General features: G+C 59.5%; 27 protein-coding genes and 1 tRNA gene. 26 read left to right on the top strand and 2 right to left on the bottom strand.

All coding sequences use genetic code 11. The annotated features are described in order from the left end of the window. Nucleotides 1-261 precede the first annotated feature (261 nt). Nucleotides 262-687 (top strand): HIT family protein, encoded by a 426-nt coding sequence (locus QOM08_RS22290; protein WP_076383691.1) that lies wholly within the window; start codon nucleotides 262-264, stop codon nucleotides 685-687. A 3-nt stretch (nucleotides 688-690) separates the two neighbouring features. Beyond that, on the top strand, nucleotides 691-897 hold the full coding sequence (locus QOM08_RS22285) for a SlyX family protein (protein ID WP_047227075.1): 207 nt from the start codon (nucleotides 691-693) through the stop codon (nucleotides 895-897). Nucleotides 898-967: 70 nt separating this feature from the next. Here the strand turns inward: QOM08_RS22285 and QOM08_RS22280 are convergent, their stop codons facing one another. Beyond that, nucleotides 968-1573 carry a cold-shock protein gene (locus QOM08_RS22280; RefSeq protein ID WP_047227074.1) on the bottom strand — a complete coding sequence of 202 codons (606 nt, stop codon included), beginning with the start codon at nucleotides 1571-1573 and terminating at the stop codon, nucleotides 968-970. A gap of 374 nt (nucleotides 1574-1947) precedes the next feature. Here QOM08_RS22280 and QOM08_RS22275 point away from each other — a divergent pair, with 374 nt between their 5' ends. From QOM08_RS22275 to QOM08_RS22190, 18 genes are all read left to right on the top strand, one after another. After that, the gene (locus tag QOM08_RS22275; RefSeq protein WP_047227073.1) at nucleotides 1948-2421 is read left to right on the top strand and encodes a Dps family protein; all 474 of its coding nucleotides are present in this window, start codon (nucleotides 1948-1950) and stop codon (nucleotides 2419-2421) included. Between the two features lie 206 nt (nucleotides 2422-2627). Continuing rightward, a complete protein-coding gene (locus tag QOM08_RS22270) occupies nucleotides 2628-3005 on the top strand; it encodes a ribbon-helix-helix domain-containing protein (protein ID WP_047227072.1) in 378 nt (125 codons plus the stop codon). A 123-nt stretch (nucleotides 3006-3128) separates the two neighbouring features. Continuing rightward, nucleotides 3129-3350 carry an FmdB family zinc ribbon protein gene (locus QOM08_RS22265; protein ID WP_003178589.1) on the top strand — a complete coding sequence of 74 codons (222 nt, stop codon included), beginning with the start codon at nucleotides 3129-3131 and terminating at the stop codon, nucleotides 3348-3350. Between the two features lie 75 nt (nucleotides 3351-3425). Beyond that, nucleotides 3426-5201 (top strand): aspartate--tRNA ligase, encoded by a 1776-nt coding sequence (aspS, locus tag QOM08_RS22260; protein WP_047227071.1) that lies wholly within the window; start codon nucleotides 3426-3428, stop codon nucleotides 5199-5201. 119 nt (nucleotides 5202-5320) lie between these two features. Then, nucleotides 5321-6067 (top strand): YebC/PmpR family DNA-binding transcriptional regulator, encoded by a 747-nt coding sequence (locus tag QOM08_RS22255; protein WP_188252013.1) that lies wholly within the window; start codon nucleotides 5321-5323, stop codon nucleotides 6065-6067. 162 nt (nucleotides 6068-6229) lie between these two features. After that, nucleotides 6230-6754 carry a crossover junction endodeoxyribonuclease RuvC gene (ruvC, locus tag QOM08_RS22250; RefSeq protein WP_030140802.1) on the top strand — a complete coding sequence of 175 codons (525 nt, stop codon included), beginning with the start codon at nucleotides 6230-6232 and terminating at the stop codon, nucleotides 6752-6754. 114 nt (nucleotides 6755-6868) lie between these two features. After that, nucleotides 6869-7477 (top strand): Holliday junction branch migration protein RuvA, encoded by a 609-nt coding sequence (gene ruvA, locus QOM08_RS22245; protein WP_047227070.1) that lies wholly within the window; start codon nucleotides 6869-6871, stop codon nucleotides 7475-7477. Continuing rightward, complete coding sequence (gene ruvB, locus QOM08_RS22240) at nucleotides 7478-8539, top strand: Holliday junction branch migration DNA helicase RuvB (RefSeq protein ID WP_092393303.1); 1062 nt, start codon at nucleotides 7478-7480, stop codon at nucleotides 8537-8539. A 128-nt stretch (nucleotides 8540-8667) separates the two neighbouring features. Beyond that, complete coding sequence (gene ybgC / locus QOM08_RS22235; protein WP_047227068.1) at nucleotides 8668-9135, top strand: tol-pal system-associated acyl-CoA thioesterase; 468 nt, start codon at nucleotides 8668-8670, stop codon at nucleotides 9133-9135. Then, nucleotides 9125-9820: a protein TolQ gene (tolQ, locus tag QOM08_RS22230; RefSeq protein WP_047227067.1), complete on the top strand. Its 696-nt coding sequence runs from the start codon at nucleotides 9125-9127 to the stop codon at nucleotides 9818-9820. The genes ybgC and tolQ overlap by 11 nt, the downstream gene beginning before the upstream one ends. A 23-nt stretch (nucleotides 9821-9843) precedes the next feature. Next, complete coding sequence (tolR, locus tag QOM08_RS22225) at nucleotides 9844-10296, top strand: protein TolR (RefSeq protein ID WP_160893274.1); 453 nt, start codon at nucleotides 9844-9846, stop codon at nucleotides 10294-10296. Continuing rightward, nucleotides 10296-11339 carry a cell envelope integrity protein TolA gene (gene tolA / locus QOM08_RS22220; RefSeq protein ID WP_076383694.1) on the top strand — a complete coding sequence of 348 codons (1044 nt, stop codon included), beginning with the start codon at nucleotides 10296-10298 and terminating at the stop codon, nucleotides 11337-11339. Before tolR ends, tolA begins: the two co-directional genes overlap by 1 nt. Further along, nucleotides 11336-12637 (top strand): Tol-Pal system beta propeller repeat protein TolB, encoded by a 1302-nt coding sequence (tolB, locus tag QOM08_RS22215; protein ID WP_076383695.1) that lies wholly within the window; start codon nucleotides 11336-11338, stop codon nucleotides 12635-12637. Before tolA ends, tolB begins: the two co-directional genes overlap by 4 nt. 52 nt (nucleotides 12638-12689) lie before the next feature. Next, nucleotides 12690-13187: a peptidoglycan-associated lipoprotein Pal gene (pal, locus tag QOM08_RS22210; RefSeq protein WP_003205029.1), complete on the top strand. Its 498-nt coding sequence runs from the start codon at nucleotides 12690-12692 to the stop codon at nucleotides 13185-13187. A 6-nt stretch (nucleotides 13188-13193) separates the two neighbouring features. After that, nucleotides 13194-14024 carry a tol-pal system protein YbgF gene (gene ybgF / locus QOM08_RS22205; RefSeq protein WP_316912136.1) on the top strand — a complete coding sequence of 277 codons (831 nt, stop codon included), beginning with the start codon at nucleotides 13194-13196 and terminating at the stop codon, nucleotides 14022-14024. A 166-nt stretch (nucleotides 14025-14190) separates the two neighbouring features. Next, nucleotides 14191-14838 carry a 7-carboxy-7-deazaguanine synthase QueE gene (gene queE / locus QOM08_RS22200; protein ID WP_047227061.1) on the top strand — a complete coding sequence of 216 codons (648 nt, stop codon included), beginning with the start codon at nucleotides 14191-14193 and terminating at the stop codon, nucleotides 14836-14838. Nucleotides 14839-14857: 19 nt separating this feature from the next. Next, complete coding sequence (gene queC / locus QOM08_RS22195; RefSeq protein WP_171061329.1) at nucleotides 14858-15532, top strand: 7-cyano-7-deazaguanine synthase QueC; 675 nt, start codon at nucleotides 14858-14860, stop codon at nucleotides 15530-15532. A 63-nt stretch (nucleotides 15533-15595) separates the two neighbouring features. After that, a tRNA-Lys gene (locus QOM08_RS22190) sits at nucleotides 15596-15671 on the top strand. 126 nt (nucleotides 15672-15797) lie between these two features. On the opposite strand, the gene QOM08_RS22185 is transcribed toward QOM08_RS22190, so the two are convergent. Next, nucleotides 15798-16733, bottom strand: a complete 936-nt coding sequence (locus tag QOM08_RS22185) for a LysR family transcriptional regulator (protein WP_047227126.1) — start codon at nucleotides 16731-16733, stop codon at nucleotides 15798-15800. Nucleotides 16734-16904: 171 nt separating this feature from the next. On the opposite strand from QOM08_RS22185, the gene QOM08_RS22180 reads away from it, so the two are divergent. From QOM08_RS22180 to QOM08_RS22155, 6 genes are read left to right on the top strand one after another with little or no spacing between them, the layout of a single operon-like run. Then, complete coding sequence (locus tag QOM08_RS22180; RefSeq protein WP_047227059.1) at nucleotides 16905-17522, top strand: thermostable hemolysin; 618 nt, start codon at nucleotides 16905-16907, stop codon at nucleotides 17520-17522. Beyond that, the gene (locus tag QOM08_RS22175; protein WP_316912135.1) at nucleotides 17519-19084 is read left to right on the top strand and encodes an AMP-binding protein; all 1566 of its coding nucleotides are present in this window, start codon (nucleotides 17519-17521) and stop codon (nucleotides 19082-19084) included. The genes QOM08_RS22180 and QOM08_RS22175 overlap by 4 nt, the downstream gene beginning before the upstream one ends. Further along, the gene (locus QOM08_RS22170) at nucleotides 19059-19940 is read left to right on the top strand and encodes a TauD/TfdA family dioxygenase (protein ID WP_316912134.1); all 882 of its coding nucleotides are present in this window, start codon (nucleotides 19059-19061) and stop codon (nucleotides 19938-19940) included. Before QOM08_RS22175 ends, QOM08_RS22170 begins: the two co-directional genes overlap by 26 nt. A gap of 8 nt (nucleotides 19941-19948) precedes the next feature. Further along, the gene (locus tag QOM08_RS22165; protein WP_316912133.1) at nucleotides 19949-21076 is read left to right on the top strand and encodes an aminotransferase class III-fold pyridoxal phosphate-dependent enzyme; all 1128 of its coding nucleotides are present in this window, start codon (nucleotides 19949-19951) and stop codon (nucleotides 21074-21076) included. Continuing rightward, the gene (locus QOM08_RS22160; RefSeq protein WP_076383700.1) at nucleotides 21054-22394 is read left to right on the top strand and encodes an aspartate aminotransferase family protein; all 1341 of its coding nucleotides are present in this window, start codon (nucleotides 21054-21056) and stop codon (nucleotides 22392-22394) included. The genes QOM08_RS22165 and QOM08_RS22160 overlap by 23 nt, the downstream gene beginning before the upstream one ends. Continuing rightward, entirely contained in the window at nucleotides 22391-23812 is a 1422-nt protein-coding gene (locus QOM08_RS22155; RefSeq protein ID WP_177513902.1) for an amidase, read from the top strand. The genes QOM08_RS22160 and QOM08_RS22155 overlap by 4 nt, the downstream gene beginning before the upstream one ends. The last annotated feature ends 6 nt before the right edge of the window (nucleotides 23813-23818 follow it).

The following is a 23818-nucleotide window of genomic DNA, read 5'->3' as shown; positions in this document are numbered from 1 at the left end:
TGTGCTGTTTTGGTGCAAAAAATCTCTACCTTGTACGAAAATTTTACAGGCTCAGTGCAAGAGGCAGTGCTCGCAGCGCCCGTCTCAGGCCTATGTGTTACCGGCCGCGCTGAGTTGGTGCGCGTACTGGAAAAAAAGCATCGGACAGGGTCATGACAGTACGCAGTGAACCCTTCGACGTTCAAGGGTATGCTGCGGATCTATGTCCCACTCAGGCCCGCTGAGTCGGGCAAAAACGATAACCAGCGAGGAGTGCGCGCGGTGTTTGCTTTAGATCCACAACTGCAACAAGACACGTTAGTCATGGGTGACTTCCCGCTGTGCCGGTTGCTCTTGTCCAACGATTCCAATTACCCGTGGTTCATCCTCGTGCCGCGACGGGAAAATATCAGCGAATTGTTTCAATTGGATGACGCCGACCAGCGGCAGCTGTGGAAGGAAACCACGGCCCTGGCCGAAACCCTCAAGGACTCCTTCAATGCTGACAAGCTGAACGTTGCAACCTTGGGTAACGTCGTCAGTCAGTTGCACATGCACGTCATCGTGCGCAAGCGTGATGACGCGGCCTGGCCAGCGCCGGTCTGGGGCAAACACCCGGCCAGGTCGTATACTGCTGAACAGGTGAAGGTCATTCGCGACCGATTGCGAGCGGCCTTGACCGATGATTTCAAGTTTCTGGAGGGCTGAACCATGAACCTTGAAGAGCGTGTAACGGATCTGGAAAGCCGCCTGGCGTTTCAGGATGACACCATCCAGGCATTAAATGACGTGCTGGTGGAGCAGCAACGAGTGGTCGAGCGTCTGCAGCTGCAAATGGCCGCGTTGCTCAAGCGCCAGGAAGAGATGGCCGGGCAATTTGAAACCTTCGAAGAAGAAGCGCCTCCGCCTCACTACTGACCGACCGGAACGACAGGCAATAAAAAACCGCGAGCAGCCTGGCTGCATCGCGGTTTTTTTACGCTTGGGATCAGCGGCGCGGTAGCGCGGCGATCACATCTTCGGCCTGCAGGCCCTTGTCGCGGTTCATCACGGAGAACTCCACGCGCTGGCCTTCGACCAGGACGCGGTGGCCTTCACCACGAATGGCTCGGAAATGCACAAAAATGTCATCGCCGGAGTCGCGGGAGATGAAACCGAACCCCTTGGAGGTGTTGAACCACTTCACGGTGCCGGTATCGCGGTTGGACATGTCGTAGTTTTGCGGTGCGGCGGCCGGTGACGACTTCTTGTAGAAGCTGACAGCCAGGTGCAATGCCACGGCGAGCAGTGACGCGGCCAGGCTGAACAGCACGGCCGGTTGACCGGCGATTTGCGGCATGGGTGCCAGCAGGGTCAGGGTTTGCAGGGCAACGGCCAACACCAGCAAGGCGCTGACCAGGTTTTGCAGTTGATGGCGTGGGCCTTTGTTCCAGTAGGGGATAACAGGTGCAAGGGTCAGGTTGAGCAGGCCGAAAAAGGCCAGGTAAAGCGCATCGGGATGTTGCAGGTAAGGCGTGGCTTCGGAACCCAGGCTAGGGATGAAGGACAGCAGCAGGGCAGCTGCGCCCATTAGCAAGTGGACGATTTTCAACATTTTGATTGACTCACGGTTAAGACGGATCACAAGGAAGAGCTGATCGGGGCGGTTCGCTTCGGAACAATAGAGAGGCGTTGGACACATTCCCGAATCAGCCTATGCGCCATGCCCGGAAAAATAGGCGTAGCGACACACTGCCTATTTAACAGCAAAGCCCCGACCTTCTCAAACCCGTTACGGGGGGCGGACCGCGCTGTTCGTCGGCGCAAGGTATCAGGCAAGGGCGTGAAATCTCCCGCCTCGTCGGAACCGTCCGGTGTTGCGGCTTGTCGGTTCAGGAGGGCTGGCGATTTGTCGCAGGCTGGCGGCGGTAACACCGGCTAGAGTGCAAGGGCCGCTGTCGAATTCATCACCGCAGGAGATCAACCAACATGGCCATTGATATCGGGATCAGTGAAGAAGATCGCAAATCCATCGTCGAGGGGCTTTCACGGCTGCTGTCGGACACTTACGTTCTGTACCTCAAGACCCATAATTTTCACTGGAACGTCACGGGGCCGATGTTTCGCACCCTGCACCTGATGTTCGAGGAGCAATACAACGAACTGGCGCTGGCGGTGGACCTGATTGCCGAACGCATTCGTGCCCTCGGCTTTCCTGCGCCGGGCGCTTACGCCGTGTATGCACGCTTGTCTTCTATCAAGGAAGAAGAAGGCGTGCCTGGCGCCGAAGACATGATCCGCCAGTTGGTCGAGGGTCAGGAAGCCGTGACGCGTACGGCCCGTAGCATCCTTCCTTTATCGGACAAGGTCAGTGACGAACCGACCACCGATCTGCTGACCCAGCGCATGCAGGTCCATGAAAAAACCGCATGGATGTTGCGCTCGCTGCTGGAAGACCGGTAAGCGCCGGGCCGGGCGATGACGGAGGGGCTGGCATTATCGCTGGCCCTTTGTGTAGGACGTCGTAATTCGTCGCCTGCCTGCTGCTGGCTTGTCCTACGCCGATGGTCATAAAGTCATCTGGAACTGGCGATGCCGTTGAGCTTCCATAGAGCCACAGATTGGTTGTTCCAATTGAGAGGTTCGTATGGCAAAGGAGTGTCAACGGTATGATTCAAGGAAAAGAAACCGGGGAGGGTGTGCATGGGCGCTTTCAGCCCATTACCATCGACCCGTTCGTCCGGGGGTTCGACATGCAGCTGGCCCGGCCCCTGTCCCGATCGATCCGCCTGAACGGGTTCGCCACCTGTCTTCGGCTCGAGCAGGTCTATTGGGATATTCTCGGTGACATGGCCCAGCTCAACAGCTGTTCCATCAGTACTCTGCTGTCCCATGTGGACCGGGAAGTGCACCTGCGCCATGGCGGGGTACGCAACTTCAGCGGTTTAGTGCGCGTGGTTTGCGTGGTGCACAGTTTGAAAGAGGCTGGGACAGCGGTCGTGGGGCGGCATTGGCGTGATGAATGCGTGGCGCCTGTCAGTGGCTGAAACCGACCGGCAACGGCCTGTGCCGTCTTACGGCTGCACAGGCCGCATTTAATGGATATAATCCCGCTCTTTGCCGCAAAGCCCAGCCTTTGCGCGAGTAACCTGATCGCCGAGACAACCCCCATGCCGATGTACGACTATCAATGTGCTTCCTGTGGTCATCAGATGGAAGCCATTCAAAAGATCAGCGCGGCACCGCTGGTCGACTGCCCTGCCTGTCAGGCGCCGGAACTGAAAAAGATGCTGTCCATGCCAGGTTTCCGCCTCGGTGGCACCGGCTGGTATGAAACCGACTTCAAGACCGGCGCCAAGAAGAACCTGGCCGGTGGCGACAAAGCTGACTGAGTTGAACACGCGCGAGCTCTTGCACGGGCAGGGCCTCCAACCGAATTTCGAATTACGAGAAGTGAAACCACTACCATGATGCGCAGCCATTATTGCGGCCAACTGAACGAAAGCCTGGAAGGTCAGGAAGTTACTCTTTGCGGATGGGTCCATCGTCGCCGTGACCATGGCGGGGTGATTTTCCTCGATATCCGTGATCGTGAAGGCCTGGCTCAGGTAGTGTTCGATCCGGACCGCGCTGAAACCTTCGCCACCGCCGACCGCGTGCGCAGCGAATACGTGGTCAAGATCACCGGCAAGGTACGCCTGCGTCCGGCCGGTGCCGGCAACGCCAACATGGCCTCGGGCATGATCGAAGTGCTGGGCTATGAGCTGGAAGTGCTCAACGAAGCGGAAACCCCGCCGTTCCCGCTCAACGAATACTCCGACGTGGGTGAAGAAACCCGCCTGCGCTATCGCTTCATTGACCTGCGTCGCCCGGAAATGGCCGAGAAGCTGCGTCTGCGTTCGCGCATGACCACCAGCATCCGTCGTTACCTGGACGAGAACGGCTTCCTCGACGTCGAGACGCCGATCCTGACCCGCGCCACGCCGGAAGGTGCTCGCGACTACCTGGTGCCGAGCCGCACCCACCCCGGCAGCTTCTTTGCCTTGCCGCAATCGCCGCAGCTGTTCAAGCAACTGCTGATGGTGGCCGGCTTCGACCGCTACTACCAGATCGCCAAGTGTTTCCGCGACGAAGACCTGCGTGCCGACCGTCAGCCTGAGTTCACTCAGATCGACATCGAGACCAGCTTCCTCGACGAAAAAGACATCATGGGCCTGACCGAAGGCATGATCCGCAACCTGTTCAAGGAAGTGCTGGGTCTGGAATTCGGCGAGTTCCCGCACATGACCTTCGAAGAGGCCATGCGCCGCTACGGTTCCGACAAGCCGGACCTGCGCAACCCGCTGGAACTGGTGGACGTGGCCGATCAGCTCAAGGAAGTCGATTTCAAGGTGTTCAGCGGCCCGGCCAACGACCCGAAATGCCGGATCGCGGCCTTGCGTGTGCCAGGCGGGGCAAGCATGCCGCGCAAGCAGATCGACGACTACACCAAGTTCGTCGGCATCTACGGTGCCAAGGGCTTGGCGTACATCAAGGTCAACGAGCGCGCGGCGGGTGTTGACGGCCTGCAATCGCCGATCGTGAAAAACATCCCTGAAGCGAACCTGAACGTGATCCTCGATCGCGTCGGCGCGGTTGATGGCGACATCGTGTTCTTCGGCGCCGACAAGGCCAAGATCGTCAGCGAAGCCTTGGGCGCGCTGCGCATCAAGCTGGGTCACGACCTCAAGCTGCTGACCTGCGAGTGGGCGCCGATGTGGGTTGTCGACTTCCCGATGTTCGAAGAGAACGACGACGGCAGTTTCTCCGCGCTGCACCACCCGTTCACCGCGCCGAAGTGCTCACCTGAGGAGTTGGAGGCCAACCCGGCCACCGCTCTGTCACGCGCTTACGACATGGTCTTGAACGGCACCGAGCTGGGTGGCGGTTCGATCCGTATCCATCGCAAGGAAATGCAACAGGCGGTCTTCCGTCTGCTGGGCATCAGCGAAGCGGAACAGGAAGAGAAATTCGGCTTCCTGCTCGATGCCCTGAAGTACGGTGCACCACCCCACGGTGGCCTGGCCTTTGGTCTGGACCGCCTGGTGATGCTGATGACCGGCGCCCAGTCGATCCGTGAAGTGATCGCGTTCCCGAAAACCCAGAGCGCGGCCGATGTCATGACCCAGGCTCCGGGTGTAGTGGATGCCAAGGCACTGCGCGAGTTGCACATCCGTTTGCGTGAACAGCCAAAGGCTGAGTAAGGCCGACACCTGAAGGCGCATCTTCGGATGCGCCTTTTCATTGGGGTCGATATTTCTGGTTGCCGGCTACTGTGCGAGTGCAGGGCGGGCAATGTTGCAAAGAGAAACCGGAGCGAGTTATGGCAGGTCATTCCAAGTGGGCGAACATCAAGCACCGCAAAGAACGTCAGGATGCCAAGAGGGGCAAGATATTCACCAAGTGGATCCGTGAGCTGACGGTCGCTGCCCGCCAGGGTGGCGGTGATCCGGGTTCCAACCCGCGCTTGCGCCTGGCCCTGGACAAGGCGCTGGGGGCGAACATGAGTCGCGACATCATCGACCGCGCTATCGCCCGCGGCGCGGGTGCGACCGAAGCCGATAATGTGGAAGAGCTGACCTACGAGGGTTACGGCCCCGGTGGCGTAGCGGTGATGGTCGAGTGCATGACCGACAACCGCAACCGCACCGCCGCCGCCGTGCGTCACGCCTTCAGCAAATGCGGGGGTAACCTGGGCACCGACGGTTCGGTGGCGTACCTGTTCGAGCGCAAGGGGCAGATCAGTTTCGCGCCGGGCCTCGATGAAGATGCCCTGACGGAGGCGGCCCTGGAAGCCGACGCCGATGACGTGGTCAGTCATGAGGACGGTTCGTTCGACGTGTTCACCTCGTTCGCCAGCTTCTACGCCGTGCGCAATGCCCTGGAGGCTGCCGGTTTCAAGCCGGCCGACGCGGAAATCGTCATGCAACCGACCACCAGCGCCGAACTGGACCTGGAAGGTGCGGAAAAGGTGCTCAAGATGATCGACATGCTCGAAGACCTGGACGATGTGCAGAACGTTTATTCCAATGCCGATATTCCGGAGTCGGTGGCTGAACAGCTTGGCTGAGAAGGCTTGTTCAAATATTGACGATTGCGAATGACCAAAATGTGGGAGCGAGCTTGCTCGCGATAGCGGTATTTCAGTCAACGCTGTGCTTGCTGATCCGACGCCATCGCGAGCAAGCTCGCTCCCACAGGTCTGAATAACTCCCCTCAAACCGCAGGCGTTATGACTTTAATCCTTGGTATCGACCCCGGTTCGCGCATCACCGGCTACGGCGTGGTTCGTGATACCGGGCGCGGCTGCGTGTACGTCGCGTCAGGCTGTATCCGCACCGGTGCCGGTGAGTTGCACGAGCGCTTGCAGATCGTTTATCGCGGCGTGCGTGAAGTCATCCAGACCTACGGCCCGGTCACCATGGGCATTGAAAAGGTCTTCATGGCGCGTAACGCCGATTCTGCCCTGAAGCTGGGGCAGGCTCGTGGGGCGGCCATTGTGGCCGGTGCCGAGGAAAACCTGGAAATCGCCGAATACACCGCGACCCAGGTCAAGCAGGCAGTCGTTGGAACGGGCGCGGCGAACAAGGAACAGGTGCAAATGATGGTGATGCATCTGCTGAAACTGGTCAGCAAGCCGCAGATCGATGCCTCCGACGCCCTGGCCATCGCCATTTGCCATGCCCATACCCGTTCCAGCCTGTTGCCGCATGGCCTGGGAGCCGCACGCAGTCGTGGCGGGCGCCTGCGTCTCTGATAGCATCAGCGCAATCTTTCGTGAGCCCGAGCATTTTGCGCCTGTGTCGTCGGCCTCCATGCTCCGGCCGTTACTCGCCAGCCCACGGCTGGCCTACGCCCAAGGATCTGAAACGTGATTGGACGCTTGCGCGGCACCCTGGCTGAAAAACAGCCGCCGCACCTGATTCTGGATGTAAATGGCCTGGGTTATGAGCTGGAAGTGCCCATGACCACCTTGTATCGCTTGCCGTCGGTCGGTGAACCGCTGACGCTGCACACCCATTTGGTCGTGCGCGAGGATGCCCAGTTACTCTATGGCTTCGTCGGCAAGCGCGAGCGGGATTTCTTCCGCGAGCTGATTCGTCTCAACGGCGTCGGTCCGAAACTGGCCCTGGCCTTGATGTCGAGCCTGGAAGTCGACGAACTGGTGCGCTGCGTGCAGTCCCAGGACACTTCGGCCCTGACCAAGGTGCCAGGTGTCGGCAAGAAAACCGCCGAGCGCCTGCTGGTTGAGCTCAAGGACCGTTTCAAGGCCTGGGAAGCGGTGCCGGCCATGTTCGCGCTGGTGCCTAACCAGCCGGACGCGCCAGCGCCCGCGGCCAGCGCGGAAAACGATGCGGTCACCGCACTGATCTCCCTGGGCTACAAGCCGCAGGAGGCCAGCAAGGCGATTTCCGCTATCAAGGAAAAAGGCTTGAGCACCGAAGACATGATTCGTCGTGCCCTGAAGGGAATGATTTAAGTGATTGAAGCCGATCGTCTGATCGCCGCCACGGGTGCCCCCCGTGACCGTGAAGAAGTACAAGACCGTGCGATTCGTCCCGTCAGTCTGGCCGATTACATCGGTCAGCCGGCGGTTCGCGAGCAAATGGAACTGTTTATCCAGGCGGCCCGTGGGCGCAACGAGTCCCTGGACCATACCTTGATCTTCGGCCCACCCGGGTTGGGCAAGACCACCCTGGCCAACATCATCGCCCAGGAGATGGGCGTGTCGATCAAGAGCACGTCCGGGCCGGTCCTCGAGCGTCCGGGTGACCTGGCGGCGCTGCTGACCAATCTTGAGCCCCATGATGTGCTGTTCATCGACGAAATCCACCGGCTGTCGCCGATCGTCGAGGAAGTGCTGTACCCGGCGATGGAGGATTTCCAGCTCGATATCATGATTGGCGAGGGGCCGGCGGCGCGTTCCATCAAGCTCGATCTGCCGCCGTTCACCCTGGTGGGCGCCACGACCCGCGCCGGCATGTTGACCAACCCGCTGCGGGACCGTTTCGGTATCGTCCAGCGCCTGGAGTTCTACAACAACGCCGATCTGGCGACGATCGTCGGCCGCTCGGCCGGCATTCTCGGGTTGCCGCTGGATCCGGATGGCGCTTATGAGATCGCCCGACGGGCGCGGGGTACGCCGCGGATCGCCAACCGGCTGTTGCGTCGGGTCCGGGATTTTGCCGAAGTCCGCGCCAAGGGCCACATCACCAAACCGATTGCCGACCTGGCGTTGAACCTGCTGGACATCGACGAGCGTGGTTTCGACCACCAGGACCGGCGCCTGCTGCTGACCATGATCGAGAAGTTCGACGGCGGTCCGGTGGGCGTGGACAGCCTGGCGGCGGCCATCAGCGAAGAGCGCCATACCATCGAAGATGTGCTGGAACCGTACCTGATCCAGCAGGGCTACATCATGCGCACCCCTCGCGGGCGTGTGGTGACGCGTCACGCCTATCTGCATTTCGGCTTAAACATCCCGACACGAATGGGTGAGATGCCGGTGGTAGACGAATTCCTCGATGCCGTGGACGATTGAACGACCTCTGTGCAGCGACTTTTTTCAGGTTCGTGCTGTCCCAGACGACACCCGGAGCGTCATTGCATTTCGAGAATGAAAAAACAGTTGCCTGGCCGATTGGCAACCTGAGGAGTAAGCACTAGAGTATGCGCGCGCAAAACGGGCTGGAGTCGTTCGCACATCGCTGTCGCGTTTATTACGAGGACACCGATGCCGGCGGCATCGTTTACTACGTCAATTACCTCAAGTTTATGGAACGGGCTCGAACCGAACGGCTGCGGGAACTGGGTTTTGCCCAATCCGCGCTGGTGGGAGAGGACCTGTTATTCGTCGTGCATTCCAGCGAAGCGCGCTACCACGCGCCGGCGCGACTGGACGACGAGCTTCTGGTAAGTGCCGATGTCATCGAATTGAACCGTGTCAGCCTGCGCTTCAAGCAGCAGGTCAGGCGGGCTACGGATAATGCGCTGCTCTGTGAAGGGCAGTTTCTGGTGGCCTGTGTGCGCACCCATAGTTTGAAACCCCGGGCCATTCCCGAAGCTCTACGTGCGGCCTTTGCCGGCGTGAGCGGCGCCGGTACATACTCAGAGCAGGAGATAAAGCGTGGAAGCTAACGTCGTCGACCATTCCTCCATGTGGAGCCTGGTCAGCAATGCCAGCGTTGTGGTGCAGTTGGTAATGCTGATCCTGGTAGCCGCATCGGTGACCTCATGGATCATGATCTTTCAGCGCAGCAACATGCTGCGCGCCGGTCGTCGAGCCCTGGAGAGCTTCGAGGAGCGCTTCTGGTCCGGTATCGACCTGTCCAAACTCTACCGCCAGGCCGGCAGCAACCCGGACCCGGACTCGGGGGTCGAGCAGATCTTCCGTGCCGGCTTCAAGGAATTCTCCCGTCTGCGCCAGCAACCAGGCGTGGATCCTGAGGCGGTGATGGAAGGGGTGGCCCGTGCCATGCGCGTCGCCATCTCCCGCGAGGAAGAAAAACTCGAGCAAGGCCTGCCGTTCCTGGCCACCGTTGGTTCGGTCAGCCCGTACATCGGCCTGTTCGGTACCGTGTGGGGGATCATGAACTCCTTCCGTGGCCTGGCCACTGCCCAGCAAGCGACCCTGGCCACCGTGGCCCCGGGTATTGCCGAGGCACTGATTGCCACCGCCATCGGTCTGTTCGCGGCCATCCCGGCTGTTATCGCCTACAACCGCTTTGCTGCCCGCAGCGAAACGCTGACCAGCCGTTACTACACCTTCGCCGATGAATTCCAGGCGATCCTGCACCGCAAAGTGCACACCAGCGAAGAATAAGCAGGTATTTCCCAATGGCTTTAATCGCTCGAGCCCGAAAAAAGCGCAAGCCGGTTGCCGAGATGAACGTGGTGCCCTACATCGACGTGATGTTGGTGCTGCTGGTCATCTTCATGGTGACCGCGCCGATGCTCAATCAGGGCGTGAAGGTTGATCTGCCCAAGGTTTCCAGTGAAGCCTTGCCGCAGGACAACGACACCCAGGTCCTGACCATTTCGATCAAGGCTGACAAGACCTACTACTGGAACCTTGGCAGCGAAGTCGACACCGAGAAGCAGCAGGACCGGGCCATGACCTTGCCGCAGATGACCGATGCGGTGACCAAGATCATCAACGCCGGCAACAGCAACGGCAAACGCACCCAGGTCTTCATTCGCGGCGACAAGACCGTCGACTACGGTGCGGTGATGGGCGCCATGGGCGGCCTGCAGAAAGCCGGGGTCGGTAATGTTGGCTTAATCACTGAGGCGCCCTGATGCAGCAACAGCGAGAGCCGTCCGCCTCGGAAAGCTACTTCTGGCCTAGTGTCTGGGCAATTGGCCTGCATGTGCTGGTGTTTGGCATGCTGTTCGTCAGTTTTGCCATGACGCCGGAGCTGCCGCCGGCCAAGCCGATCGTGCAGGCGACCCTGTATCAGCTCAAGTCCAAGAGCCAGGCCACCACGCAGACCAACCAGAAGCTTGCCGGTGAGGCGAAGAAATCCGCCGCGCGCCAGACCGAAGTCGAGCAGATGGAGCAAAAGAAGGTCGAGCAGGAAGAGATAAAAGCTGCGGAACAAAAGAAAGAGCAAGCGGCTCAAAAGGCCGAAGAAGCCAGGAAGGCTGACGAAGCCAAGAAGGCCGACGAGGCGAAGAAAACCGCCGAGGCCAAAAAGGCCGAAGAAAAGAAACTGGCTGATATAGCCAAGAAAAAATCCGAAGAAGAAGCCAAGAAAGCCGCTGAAGAAGAGGCCAAGAAAGCGGCCGCTGAAGAAGCGAAGAAAAAGATTGTCGAGGACGCGAAGAAAAAAGCGGCCGAAGACGCCAAGAAGAAAGCTGAAGCTGACGAGGCGAAAAAGAAAATCGCCGAAGACGCGAAGAAGAAAGCCGCCGCCGACGCCGCCAAGAAAAAGGCTCAGGACGCAGCGCGTAAATCCGCCGAAGAGAAAAAGGCCCAGGCCTTGGCAGATTTGCTTTCCGACACGCCGCAGCGCCAGCAGGCATTGGCTGATGAGCAGGGCGATGAAGTCGCCGGCAGTTTCGATGATTTGATTCGCGCCCGAGCGGCAGAAGGCTGGGCTCGTCCACCTTCGGCACGCAAAGGCATGACTGTAGTATTGCAAATCGGCATGTTGCCCGACGGTACGGTTACCTCGGTCAGCGTGGCCAAGTCCAGCGGTGATGGCCCGTTCGACGCTTCGGCGGTCGCAGCGGTCAAGAACATTGGGCGATTGACGGAAATGCAAGGAATGAAACCGAGCGATTTTGCTCCCTATCGTTCATTCAAGATGACATTCACACCTGAGGATCTAGCCTTGTGAGAAACCTTCTTCGATCAATGCTGGTCGTTATCTGCTGCCTGGCAGGGATAGCGGTAGCAGAGGAAAAGAACATTCTGGTCACCAGCGGCAGCGATCGGGCGACCCCGATCGCCGTCGTACCGTTCGGCTGGCAGGGCGGCAGCGTCCTGCCGGACGACATGTCGGAAATCATCGGTAATGACCTGCGCAACTCGGGTTATTACGCGCCGATTCCGAAGCAGAACATGATCAGCCTGCCGACCCAGGCCAGCGAAGTCATCTATCGCGACTGGAAAGCCCTGGGCGCCCAGTACCTCATGGTCGGCAACATTGTGCCGGCCGGTGGTCGCCTGCAGGTGCAGTACACCCTGTTCAACGTCGCCACCGAGCAGCAAGTGCTGACCGGCAGTGTGTCGGGCAGCGTCGATCAACTGCGTGACATGGCGCACTACATCTCCGATCAGTCGTTCGAGAAACTCACCGGCATCAAGGGTGCGTTCTCTACCCGCATGCTCTATGTGACGGCCGAACGCTTCTCTGAGAAAAACACTCGTTACACCTTGCAGCGTTCAGACTATGACGGCGCTCGTGCAGTGACCCTGCTGCAATCGCGCGAGCCGATCCTGTCGCCGCGTTTCGCCCCCGATGGCAAGCGCATCGCCTATGTTTCGTTCGAACAGAAGCGCCCGCGTATTTTCATGCAACACATTGACACCGGTCGCCGTGAGCAAATCACCAACTTCGAAGGCCTGAACGGTGCGCCAGCCTGGTCGCCGGATGGTACGCGCCTGGCATTTGTGCTGTCCAAGGACGGTAACCCGGACATCTATGTGATGAACCTGGCTTCGCGGGCGATTTCTCGCGTGACCAACGGTCCCGGCATCAACACCGAACCGTTCTGGGGCAAGGATGGCTCGACCATCTACTTCACCTCCGACCGTGGCGGCAAGCCGCAGATCTACAAGACCAGCGCCAGTGGTGGTGGTGCCGAACGCGTGACGTTCGTCGGTAACTACAACGCCAACCCTAAACTGTCGGCGGACGAAAAGACCCTGGTGATGATCCATCGCCAGGATGGCTTTACCAATTTCAAGGTGGCGGCTCAGGATCTGCAGCGCGGTAGTGTAAAGATCCTCACTGATAGCACTCTGGACGAGTCACCTACTGTTGCGCCCAACGGCACCATGGTAATCTACGCCACCCGCCAGCAGGGCCGGGGAGTCTTGATGCTCGTGTCCATTAATGGACGCGTGAGGCTCCCGCTTCCTACCGCACAAGGCGAAGTCAGAGAACCGTCCTGGTCCCCTTACCTGAACTGACGCGGCGCAATACGTTTTACTTAACACACTGGGGTTCATTAGGAGTTTCACGATGGAAATGCTGAAGTTTGGTAAATTTGCTGCGCTGGCTCTGGCCATGGCTGTAGCTGTAGGTTGCTCGTCCAAAGGCGGCGACAACGCCGGTGAAGGCGCTGTTGATCCAAACGCTGGTTACGGCGCTAACACTGGTGCAGTTGACGGCTCCCTGAGCGAAGAAGCTGCTCTGCGCGCAATCACCACCTTCTACTTCGAATACGACAGCTCGGACCTGAAGCCAGAAGCCATGCGCGCTCTGGACGTTCACGCCAAAGACCTGAAGTCGAACGGTGCTCGCGTTGTTCTGGAAGGCAACACCGACGAACGTGGTACTCGTGAGTACAACATGGCACTGGGCGAGCGTCGTGCGAAAGCCGTTCAACGCTACCTGGTACTGCAAGGTGTTTCCCCAGCTCAGCTGGAACTGGTTTCCTACGGCGAAGAGCGTCCAGTTGCTACCGGCAACGACGAGCAGTCCTGGGCTCAAAACCGTCGCGTCGAACTGCGTAAGTAATTCGTCATGCGAACGTGCCGCCGTGCTGTAACTGTTCTGGCTCTCAGCCTCGCGCCGCTTGCGGTGTGGGCTGCGGTTCCCGTGGTCGATAATGATTCCGGCTATAACAATAGCGCAAGCAATTATCCGCCTGCAGGTTACGGTACGAGCGGCGCCTATGCCGGGGGAGGGGTTTCGGCCCCTGTCTCGGCACAGGGCCAGCTGTTCAACCAACTGCAGCAAATGCAAGACCAGATTTCACGCCAGCAAGGCGCGATTGAAGTTCTGCAAAATGAAATTTCGCGCATGAAGCAGGAAAGCCTGGAGCGATACCAGGATCTTGATCGGCGCATAGGAACCGGCGTTGCACCTGCCGCGACTCCTGAGAATTCTCCAGCCGGTGGCGACTTGAACGCCCCTGGCGCAGCCGCAGGCGCGGGAGCAACTGCTCCGGCACCTGCAGCCGGCGGTGAGCCGGCTGATCCGGCGAAGGAAAAGCTCTATTACGATGCGGCCTTCGATCTGATCAAAGCCAAGGATTTTGACAAGGCCAGCCTGGCCTTTGCCGCTTTCCTTCGCAAATACCCTAACAGCCAGTATGCGGGCAACGCCCAATATTGGCTGGGTGAAGTGAACCTGGCCAAGGGCGACCTGCAAGGTGCCGGTCAGGCCTTCGCCAAGGTCTCGCAGCTCTATCCCAAGCACGCCAAGGTGCCGGACTCGCTCTACAAGCTCGCTGACGTGGAGCGTCGCCTGGGCCACACCGACAAGGTCAAGGGCATTCTGGAGCAGGTGGTGGCCCAATACCCGGGTACCTCCGCCGCCCAATTGGCTCAGCGTGACTTGCAGCGTATGTGAGGCTGTTTGATCCGTTTCGAAGAAACCCGCGCTTGTCGCGGGTTTTTTCGTTAGAATTCACGCCCTTTTTATGAAACACGCTTCTTGGGATCTGCGCGTTGGCGGGGTTGCTGGAAGTGCCTGACGGAGGCGGACAGCCTGTTTAGCTGTTACGCCCGTGGCGACTATGCAAGACACATTGAGAATTACCGAAGTTTTTTACTCGTTGCAGGGTGAAACGCGAACGGCCGGGCTGCCCACAGTATTTGTGCGCCTCACCGGTTGCCCGTTGCGTTGCCAATACTGCGACAGTGCCTACGCCTTCAGTGGCGGCACCCTGCGCAGCCTCGACGACATCCTTGAGCAGGTGGCCGGTTTTCGCCCGCGCTACGTCTGCGTTACGGGCGGCGAACCACTGGCGCAACCCAACGCGATCCCCTTGCTCAAGCGGTTGTGCGATGCCGGTTACGAGGTATCGCTGGAAACCAGCGGCGCCTTGGACATCGCCCCCGTTGATCCGCGAGTCAGCCGCGTCGTCGATCTGAAGACCCCAGGGTCCAAGGAAGCCCATCGCAATCGCTATGAGAACATCGAACTGTTGACGCCCAACGATCAGGTCAAGTTCGTTATCTGCTCGCGGGAAGATTATGACTGGGCCGTGTCCAAGCTGATTCAATACGGGCTCGACCAGCGGGCTGGCGAAGTGTTGTTTTCGCCAAGTCATCATGACTTGAACGCCCGGGAGCTGGCGGACTGGGTGGTGGCGGACAATTTGCCGGTGCGCCTGCAATTGCAGCTGCATAAATATCTTTGGAACGACGAGCCGGGGCGCTGATATGACTGAACACTCGAACATTGCAGAAAAACGTGCCGTCATCCTGTTGTCCGGCGGCCTCGACTCCGCGACGGTCGTGGCCATGGCGCGTGCCGAGGGCTACCGCTGCTACACCATGAGTTTCGATTACGGCCAGCGCCACCGCGCCGAACTGCACGCCGCCGAGCGGGTGGCCCGGGACCTGGGCGTCGTCGAACACAAGGTGATAGGCCTGAACCTCAATGGCATCGGCGGCTCGGCCTTGACCGACAGCTCCATCGATGTGCCTGAAACTCCCAGCGAAGGCATCCCGGTGACCTACGTGCCGGCACGCAACACGGTGTTCCTGTCCCTGGCCCTGGGCTGGGCGGAGGTGCTGGGTGCCCGTGATATCTTCATCGGCGTCAACGCCGTGGATTATTCCGGCTACCCGGACTGCCGTCCGGAGTTCGTCGAAGCGTTCGAGCGTATGGCCAACCTGGCGACCAAGGCCGGTGTAGAAGGGCAGGGCTTCCGTATTCAGGCACCACTGCAGAATCTCAGCAAGGCCGACATCGTTCGGGCGGGGGTGAAGCTTGGCGTGGACTACGGGCTCACCGTTTCCTGCTATCAGGCTGACGATCAGGGGCGTGCCTGCGGCAAATGCGACAGCTGTCGCCTGCGTGCCGAAGGCTTCGCGGCGGCGGGTGTGAGCGATCCAACCCCTTATTTTTGATTTATTTCAAATTAGGTGTTGAATAGTCCTTAGAAATCAGTATTATACGCGCCACCACACAGCGGGTCGTTAGCTCAGTTGGTAGAGCAGTTGGCTTTTAACCAATTGGTCGTAGGTTCGAATCCCACACGACCCACCATTTTTAGCAGTTTTAAAAGTCTGGAAGGCCCACGAAAGTGAGGATTTCCGGATTTTTTTTTGCCTGTAGAAAACTCGCCGCTTGAAAACCGGAACCACCCGACGATTCGAGTGGTTCCCTGGGTTGTTAAAGCAAGCCGTCCTCGGCGCATACCTTCACGATCTGTTCGCGAAACCAGATGTTGGCGTTGTCCTGGCCGGGTTTCTCGCTCCACATCATATCCAGCGTAAAGTTCGGTAAGCCCACTGGTGGCCTGCGATGGCTGTATTTGCCTTCATCGCAGGTCAACGCCTGGATACGCCGAGGCAACGTCAGGATGAAGTCTGTTCCCGGAATCATATTCAGTGCTGCCACGTAGCTGTTGGCCCGAGCGACAATCTGTCGGTTGTAGCCTTGCCGGGCGAGCCAGCCGTCCACCATGTTGGTGTCGGAGGTCCAGGGCGTCGGAAAAACATGCTGGCAGGCGACGAACGCCTCCAGATCAAATTCCTCCCTGGGCAGTGAAAAGTCTTTATCGACCACGCAGACCAGTTCATCTTCCAGTAATACTTGCGAGCGCAACCCCTTCGCGCCGCGATGAAAGTTGGGGCCAAAACAAACAACCAGGTCGAATCGACCCTCCATCAATTCGTCAACCGGAATATCTTTGTGAAATTTCGTGATGTTAATGATGACGGGGAAACGGCTGCCAATGAATCGTTTCACTAGCTGGGGAAGTATAAGAAGTTCGAAATACTCCGGGGCGCAAATATTGAATGTTATTTCTTTCTGCGTGGGGTCGAATGTTTGAATGCCGGAGTGGCATATATTTATGGTCTTGAGGATGTTGAGTACATGGCTGTACATGGCCGTGGCTTTGTTCGTGGGCCGCATGCCACTACGGGTATTGATGAATAACTCATCTTCGAAACTTGTGCGCAGCTTCTTCAGGCAGTAGCTCACGGTTGACTGGCTCACACAGAGGGTCTCGGACACCTCGGTGACGCTGCTTTGCTCGTACACCGCGACAAACACCATCAGGTCCTGCATGTCCAGCTTTCTAAGCAAATTACTATTGAGCATAAGATCCTTCTCGGCGCAATCCATCAGCTAGCGTCCCTTGTTTTTATGACAAAGGGGTTTATTTATATATTAGCGGAAGGCATTTATTTTTTAAATGGCTTGTGGGAATTTTCTTAAATATGCTCGCCTCGCTTTTTATAGAAATCCTGCACAAGGACGGAGGAGGACGATATGCAAATTCGCGTCGCAGAAACTAAGACACCGTTATGGGTGCAAGCCACTGAAGTAGTGAAAGAGAAATTTCGCCGTTCTTATTCGGCGTCGGTTGAACCGAATCCACAATACTTTGCGGTCACCCAGGATCCGTCAGACCGTATTCTTGCCTGTGCCGGTATTACATTCGCGGACCACCGCACACTGTTTTCCGAGCAATACCTGGCGCAACCGATAGAAGTGATTTTGTCCCAGCGCCTGGAGAAAACGATCGACCGCTCAAACATTGTCGAGATCGGCAATTTGATCTCCCATCACCTGACGGCCGGCATGATTCTGGTCAACATGATTCCCCTGTTGTCCTGGTGCATGGGTGGGCATTACTTGTTGTGTACGGTGACGCCCCGCGTTCGGCAAATGATGGAAAGTTGCCAAATCGATTTCGAGCCGCTGCTGACAGCAGACCCTGCGCGCCTGGGCGAGGAGGGTGGCAAGAACTGGGGGACTTATTACTCCAAATTGCCGGTCACCGGGTTCATCCGGGTAGACCCGCAGCGCTCGCGTTTCGCGGCCATGACGCTCAATACCTCGTTCACCCAACTGCCTGGCGATTCACTGGCGAGGGCGCAGCCATGAGCGGCGGATTTATCCATCACTTGCAAAGCGCGTTGCAAGACAATCGCCAGGCTGTCTGCGCGGTGGACTGGTCGGCGTCGGGCGGCGAGCCGGTGGCATTGACCTATGGCGAGCTGGAACATCGTGCCCTCAATCTAGCCGCCGAACTGCAACGGCGTTTTCCCAGCCCGGCCCATGGCGATCATGTGGTTTTGGGAATTGCCACGCGTAACAGCAGCGACTGGCTGGTGGCCGATCTTGCTTGCCTGTTTGCCGGGATTACCGCGTTACCGTTGCCATTGGCTTTCAGCCAGGCTCAGGCGGAGCACCTGGCCGAGCGTTGCGACGGGTTTGTAGTGGATGCCGCCGGGCAGCGGACACTGGCGCAGCGATGGAAGTTGAATTTCCCTGAAAGCCGTTTGCGCCACATCAGCGAGCCGGTCATCGAACAGCCTTTGTTGCATACGGCTGACGGTGATGAAGACTGGATCTGCAAAATCATTCACACCTCGGGCACGACCAGTCGCCCGAAGGGCGTGCAGTTGAGTACCCAGGCGGTCGGCGCCGTGCTGGCATCGCTGCGTCAACGTATGCCCGCCGATGCTCATCGCCGTTATCTGTCGCTGGTGCCCTTGAGTTTGCTGCTCGAACAGGTGACTGCCGCCTATCTACCGTTGCTGGCGGGCGGAACCGTGCATTTCTTGCCACCGAACGAAGCATTGCTCGGCGAGCCTGGGGCTTCGCCACAGCGTCTGGTCGAGTGGATCCTGCAGGTCCAGCCAACGGCCCTGACAGTGCCGCCGGTGATGGTCAACCGCTTCCTGGAACAAATGGACGAGGGCGGCGAGCAGGGCGAGAGACTGGCGCGCTATCTGCAATCGGGTGCGCATATTACCTGTGGCGGTGCGGCGGTCAGCATCGATGTACTGCGCGGACTGGAAGAACGGGGCATTGCTGTGTACCAAGGCTACGGCCTGTCCGAGAACGCCTCGGTGGTCAGCATGAACACCTTCGAACAGCAGCGCCTGGGCAGCGTGGGCAAACCCTTGCCCCATGTCCAGGTGCGTATTGGCGCCGACCAGACCATTGAGGTCAAGAGCAGCTCACTGTTCAGTGGCTATTCCGGCACTGACCCTAGCGCCTGCTCCATGTCCGCCGATGGCTGGATGGACACTGGAGACCTGGGCATGCTGGACGACGATGGCTACCTCTATGTGCACGGGCGCAAGAAGAACGTGATCTGCCTGCCCAACGGGCGCAACGTCAGCCCCGAACAGGTTGAGCTGGAGTATCGCAAATACCCCGGCGTCAACGATGCAGCAGTGTTTTTCGATGAGCGCCATGGCCTGGTGGCGTTGCTGTGTGTCGAGTCGGCCCCCGCGCGCGATGAGCTGGTGGCCTGGTCCGCCCGGCGTTTTTCCGACATCGAAAGACCCAGCCGACTCTGGTTGTTGACCCAAGACGACCCGTTGATCGAGCAGCTTTACACCGTTACCGGCCGGCCAAAACGCGCCGACATCGCCACTGTTTTTTCCACTCTGCAAGGGACTGCATCCAATGACCACGCCTGCCTTTCACTTTGAAACCGCGGACATCTCTATCGTCGAGTCGCACCACTTCGCCAGCCTGGGCAAGAGCGAGCTGTATGAGCTGCTGGGCCATTACGGGGTCGTGCTGTTTCGTAACTGTATCCACAGCGCCGAAGATTTCAGCGCCTACGTCAAACAAAACAGTTCGCGGCTGAGCCTGGATCCGGCCCGCGTCATGGTGGGCGGCGCGGCACAGTTGGTGGACGCGGGACATCAGGCGGTTGGCCTGCACTGCGAAAACGGTAACTCGCCGTTCTGGCCGGACATGACCTGGTTCTATTGTCAGGAAGCACCACGCAAGGGGTCGCAAACGACGTTGTGTGACGGTGAGAAGGTGTTGGCGAAACTGTCTCCAGCCTGCCGAAGTTTTTTTGAAGAAAACCCTATCCGCTACAGCCGTACCGTTGCGGGGGAAAAGTGGCGTCGCTTGGTTTGCCACTATTCGCCAGCATTGTCGGACCCGGCGGCCGTCGAAATCGAGGACCTGTGGCAAATCATTGGGGAGGACCCGCAGACGGCTATTTCCTTCAACCCGGCCGATGACTCCATTCACTACGCCTTCAGCACTCCGGCGATCCTCACGTCCGCGTTCAGCCAGCGTCCGGCCTTTGCCAACAGCATCCTGGGACCTTCCTTCAACTACGAAGCTCCGGTGATCGACACCGTGGATGGGCAGCCGATTCCTGCCGGGTTTCTGCGGGAAATTGCCGAAGTGTCCGCCCAGTACACCTACCCGGTTGGCTGGCGCGATCACGACGTGGTGATGATCGACAACCGTCGGGTCATGCACGGTCGTGAAACCATCGTCGACGAACGTCGACGCATCTTCAACGCCTTGAGCTATCGCTGAGACTCATCATGACGAACAACAACAAATACATTGTCAGCGGACAGTACGAGAGTTATCTCGATGGCGATGGCCGGCAGATTATCGACCTGAGCGGCGGGTTCGGTTTCCAGGTGCCGCCGGTGATCGAGGCGGTCAGTCGCCAAGCGGACATCATGGGGTTATCCAACCGGGTGCTGATGTCCCAACCGCTTATTGCCTTGTGCCGACGCCTGGCCGAGCTGCTGCCTGCGCCGCTCGTCAACTCTTATGTGTGCAGCTCCGGGGATGAGGCGTTCGAGGGCGCATTGAAGTTGTGTAAGGGCCTCAAGCCCAAGGGCAACACCATCGTGTTCATCCAGGGGGGTGATTATGGCGCGCTGACCTACGGACGTTGCCTCAGCGCCGCGCAAGATGATCTGGCCGTGCAGAGTTTTCTAGGGTTCAAGCGAGTGGCGATTCGGCATCTCGCTGACCTGGACACGGTGGACTGGAGCGATTGTTTCGCGGTGTGCCACAGCAACACCCGCGTGGATGCCAGCGGCCGATTGCAACTGCTCGATCCTGCACTGCTCGAGCAATTGCATGCCCGCGCAGCACAGGCTGGCGCGCCGGTCATCGCGGTCGACACCCACAGTTGCCTCGGTAGCTTGGGGACGCTGTTCGGTTTCCAGCGTTATCGTCCTGTCCCGGACATTGTCGTGCTTGGGGGCCCCTTGGGGGGCAGCGCGATTCCCATCGGCACCTATACCTGCAGCGAGCGCATGGCCTGGCAGGTCTATGGGCGCAGCAGTCCGGCCAAACACGGCAGCACCACCGCTGGTAATCCGATGGCGTGTGTAGCGGCCCTGGCAGCCCTGGATTATGTGCAGGCCCACGACTCGCCTCTGCATTGTCTGGAGAACGGTCAGCGGCTGGTGCAAACCCTGGCGCCATTCGGAGCGGTGGCCGTGGGTGGCTGGGTCAGTCTGCCGCTGGCCGATGATCTGCAACCGTCCCTGCTGTGCGAAGCGCTTTACCAGCAAGGCGTTTATATCAGCCCACCCCGGGGCCGCGAATTGATCTTGCGCTGCCCGATCACTGCACGCCCCGAACAGATTCAACGTGCCGCCCACCTCATCAAGGAGACGCTAAGCCATGTCCTTACTAAGGCCGCATGAACAACTGCTGGATGATTGCCAGCGGCACTGGAGCGCATCGGCGGCCAAGCTGTATCGCCTGGGCAAGACCAGCGTAGAACAGCAGACCGATGGCATCCATGTCACCGATCACACCGGCAAGCGCTTCATTGACTGCGCGTGCAGCTACGGGGTGTTTATCGTCGGGCATCGCAACCCGACGGTGCGTGAGCAGGTGCAGGCGCAATTGAATCAGTTGGCCTGGGTCCCGGAAGGCCGGCGCCATCCGCTTCAAGACAAGCTGTCCGAGCGGCTTTGCCAACTGGTGCCGGGAGAATGGGGCGACGTGCAATTCATGGTCTCGGGTGCCGAGGCCGTCGAGCAGAGCCTGCGTTATGTGCTGCGGATCCAGCCCCAGCGGCGCAGGATCGTCGTGATGAGCGGCTCTTATCATGGCAAGACTTTGGCGGCGATGAGCATTCTGGGCCAGCAACAGCACCACAGCAGTTATGGTATCGCTTGCCCCGAAGTGACCTGTGTTCCCTACGGCGATTTCGCCGCCCTGCAAAAGGCGGTGGGCGAGGGTGTCTGTGCGGTGTACGTCGAGCCGATTCTGGGCGGCGCTCATCTACAAGTGCCTCCGGTGGGCTACATGGCCAACCTTCGAGCCTTGTGCGACGCCACGGGCACGCTGCTGGTGGCGGATGAAATCCAGACCGGTTTCGGCCGTTGCGGCAAATGGTTCGCCGTGCAATATGACGACGTGGTGCCTGACATCATGATCCTCTCCAAGGGCCTGACCGGCGGCTACACCTCGTTCGCTTGCGCCATGTACAGCCGGCGCCTGGCCACCCAGTATCCACTCAGCGAAATCGAGCCCGACACGCGAACCAATGGCGGGCATCCGCTAGCGTGTGCCTCGGCGCTCGCGGCCATCGACTACATCGAGCAACACAACTTGGTGGAGCTGTCGCGGGCCAACGGTGGGTTGCTGCGCCACGGTCTGCAACGACTGGCCTTGCGTTATCCGCACATCATCGAGGATGTGCCGGGCGTCGGCCTGATGACGGGCCTGCGCCTGCGTGGTTCGGTCTATGAGGCGCTGATGAGCATGGAGCTGGGCAAGCGTGGCGTCCACGCCGGGCATTCCATGAATGAAAAGGCCGAACGCCCGGTGTTGCGTTTCTATCCGCCGCTGAATATCACGCCCGAAGCCTTGCAGCATGTCCTGGCGATGATCGAAGAGTCCCTGCAAGCCATCGATCGGCGCCCGGCGCTGGCGGTGAAAGCGTTTTCCCTGGTGGTGCGCAACATGTATCTATTGCCCAACAAGTGGCTGCGCAGCAAGGAGGCGTCATGAGCCTGTTCAACCCCGATACGCTGACCCTGCGGGAAATGGCCGGTCTGCTGCGCCGTGGCGTGCTGACCAGTGTCACGTTGCTGGAGTTTTACCTGCAACGCATCGCTGAGCGTAACCGGCACATCAACGCACTGATCCAGCTGGCGCCAGTCGAGGAACTGCGGCGCCAGGCTCGCGAGGCTGACGAGATGGCGCGCGTTGGCCAGATCAGTGGCCCGCTGCATGGCATTCCCATCACCATCAAGGATGTCCTGCATGTGCGTGGTTTCAAGATGTCCCGAGGGCTGGGGGAGCTGTTGGGCGAACCCAGCGAGCAGGACGCAACGGCCGTTGCCCGGCTTCGACAGGCCGGGGCGATCATTCTGGGCATCAGCAATGTGCCTGAGCTGTGCATGGCCTTCGAAACCGAAAACCTGGTCTACGGCCGGACCCTGAACCCCCACGACTTGCAACGCTCCGCCGGCGGCAGCAGCGGCGGTGAGGCAGCGGCGATCGCTGCCGGGTGTTCCCCGGCCGGGCTGGCGTCCGATGCATGTGGCAGTGTGCGGATACCGGCGCACTTCAATGGCATCTGCGGCTTGAAACTGACCCAGGGGCGGGTGCCGCTGACCGGCCAGTTTCCCAATGACCGTTCCGGGCTGTTCCACATGACCTCGGCCTTTGGCGTGATGGGCCGCTATGTCGATGACCTGGCGCTGCTCGGCCAATTGATCAGCGGTGCCGATGGGCAAGATCCGGACACCGTCGATGTACCGTTCACCGCCAGCGAGCCGCTGGCCAACCTGCGGGTGGCGCTGTTCTCGGCGTCGAGCCGCCCGCCGGTCAGCGCGGCGGTGAGCCAGGTATTGCAGCACGTCGAACGATGCCTGGGTCCGGTGGTGGCCGAGGTGAGCACGGTCGCGCCGCCGATGCTCGATGAGGCCTGTGATGTGCTGTGGCGGGTGTTCATCACCGGCGCTGACGCCGGTCGCGGTTGGCGGCAATTGTTCGAGTCCATGAACAAGCGACGTTTTACCCCGGCCATCGCTCAATTGCTGGACATGAGCGAGGCGGTGGAGTTGACCGTGGATGAGGTCAAACGCGACTGGATCATGATCGATACGTTTCGCTATGAGTTGGCGAAATTCTTCAAGCAGCATGACCTGTTCATCTGCCCGGTATTTCCGGACGTCGCGTTCCGTCACGGGGAGTCCCTGGAGGATCGCGACCGGTATGCCTTCGTGTTCCCGTTCAGCCTCAGCGGTTCCCCGGCAGTAGTGATCCGCGCCGGAACGGACCCGACTACCGGGATGCCCATCGGCATCCAGATTGTCGGGCCTCATTGGCAGGAAGAACGGTTGTTGGCAGTGGCTGCTTTCCTGGAGCGTGAGCTGGAGCGCTGGAGTCCGGTTACGCCCCGTCCGGCATCGACGTACTGACCGCCC

The sequence above is a fragment of the Pseudomonas sp. P105 genome, from assembly GCF_032614175.1.
GTDB classification, from domain to species: domain Bacteria; phylum Pseudomonadota; class Gammaproteobacteria; order Pseudomonadales; family Pseudomonadaceae; genus Aquipseudomonas; species Aquipseudomonas rhizophila.
This window is presented reverse-complemented; position numbering and strand designations above follow the sequence as displayed.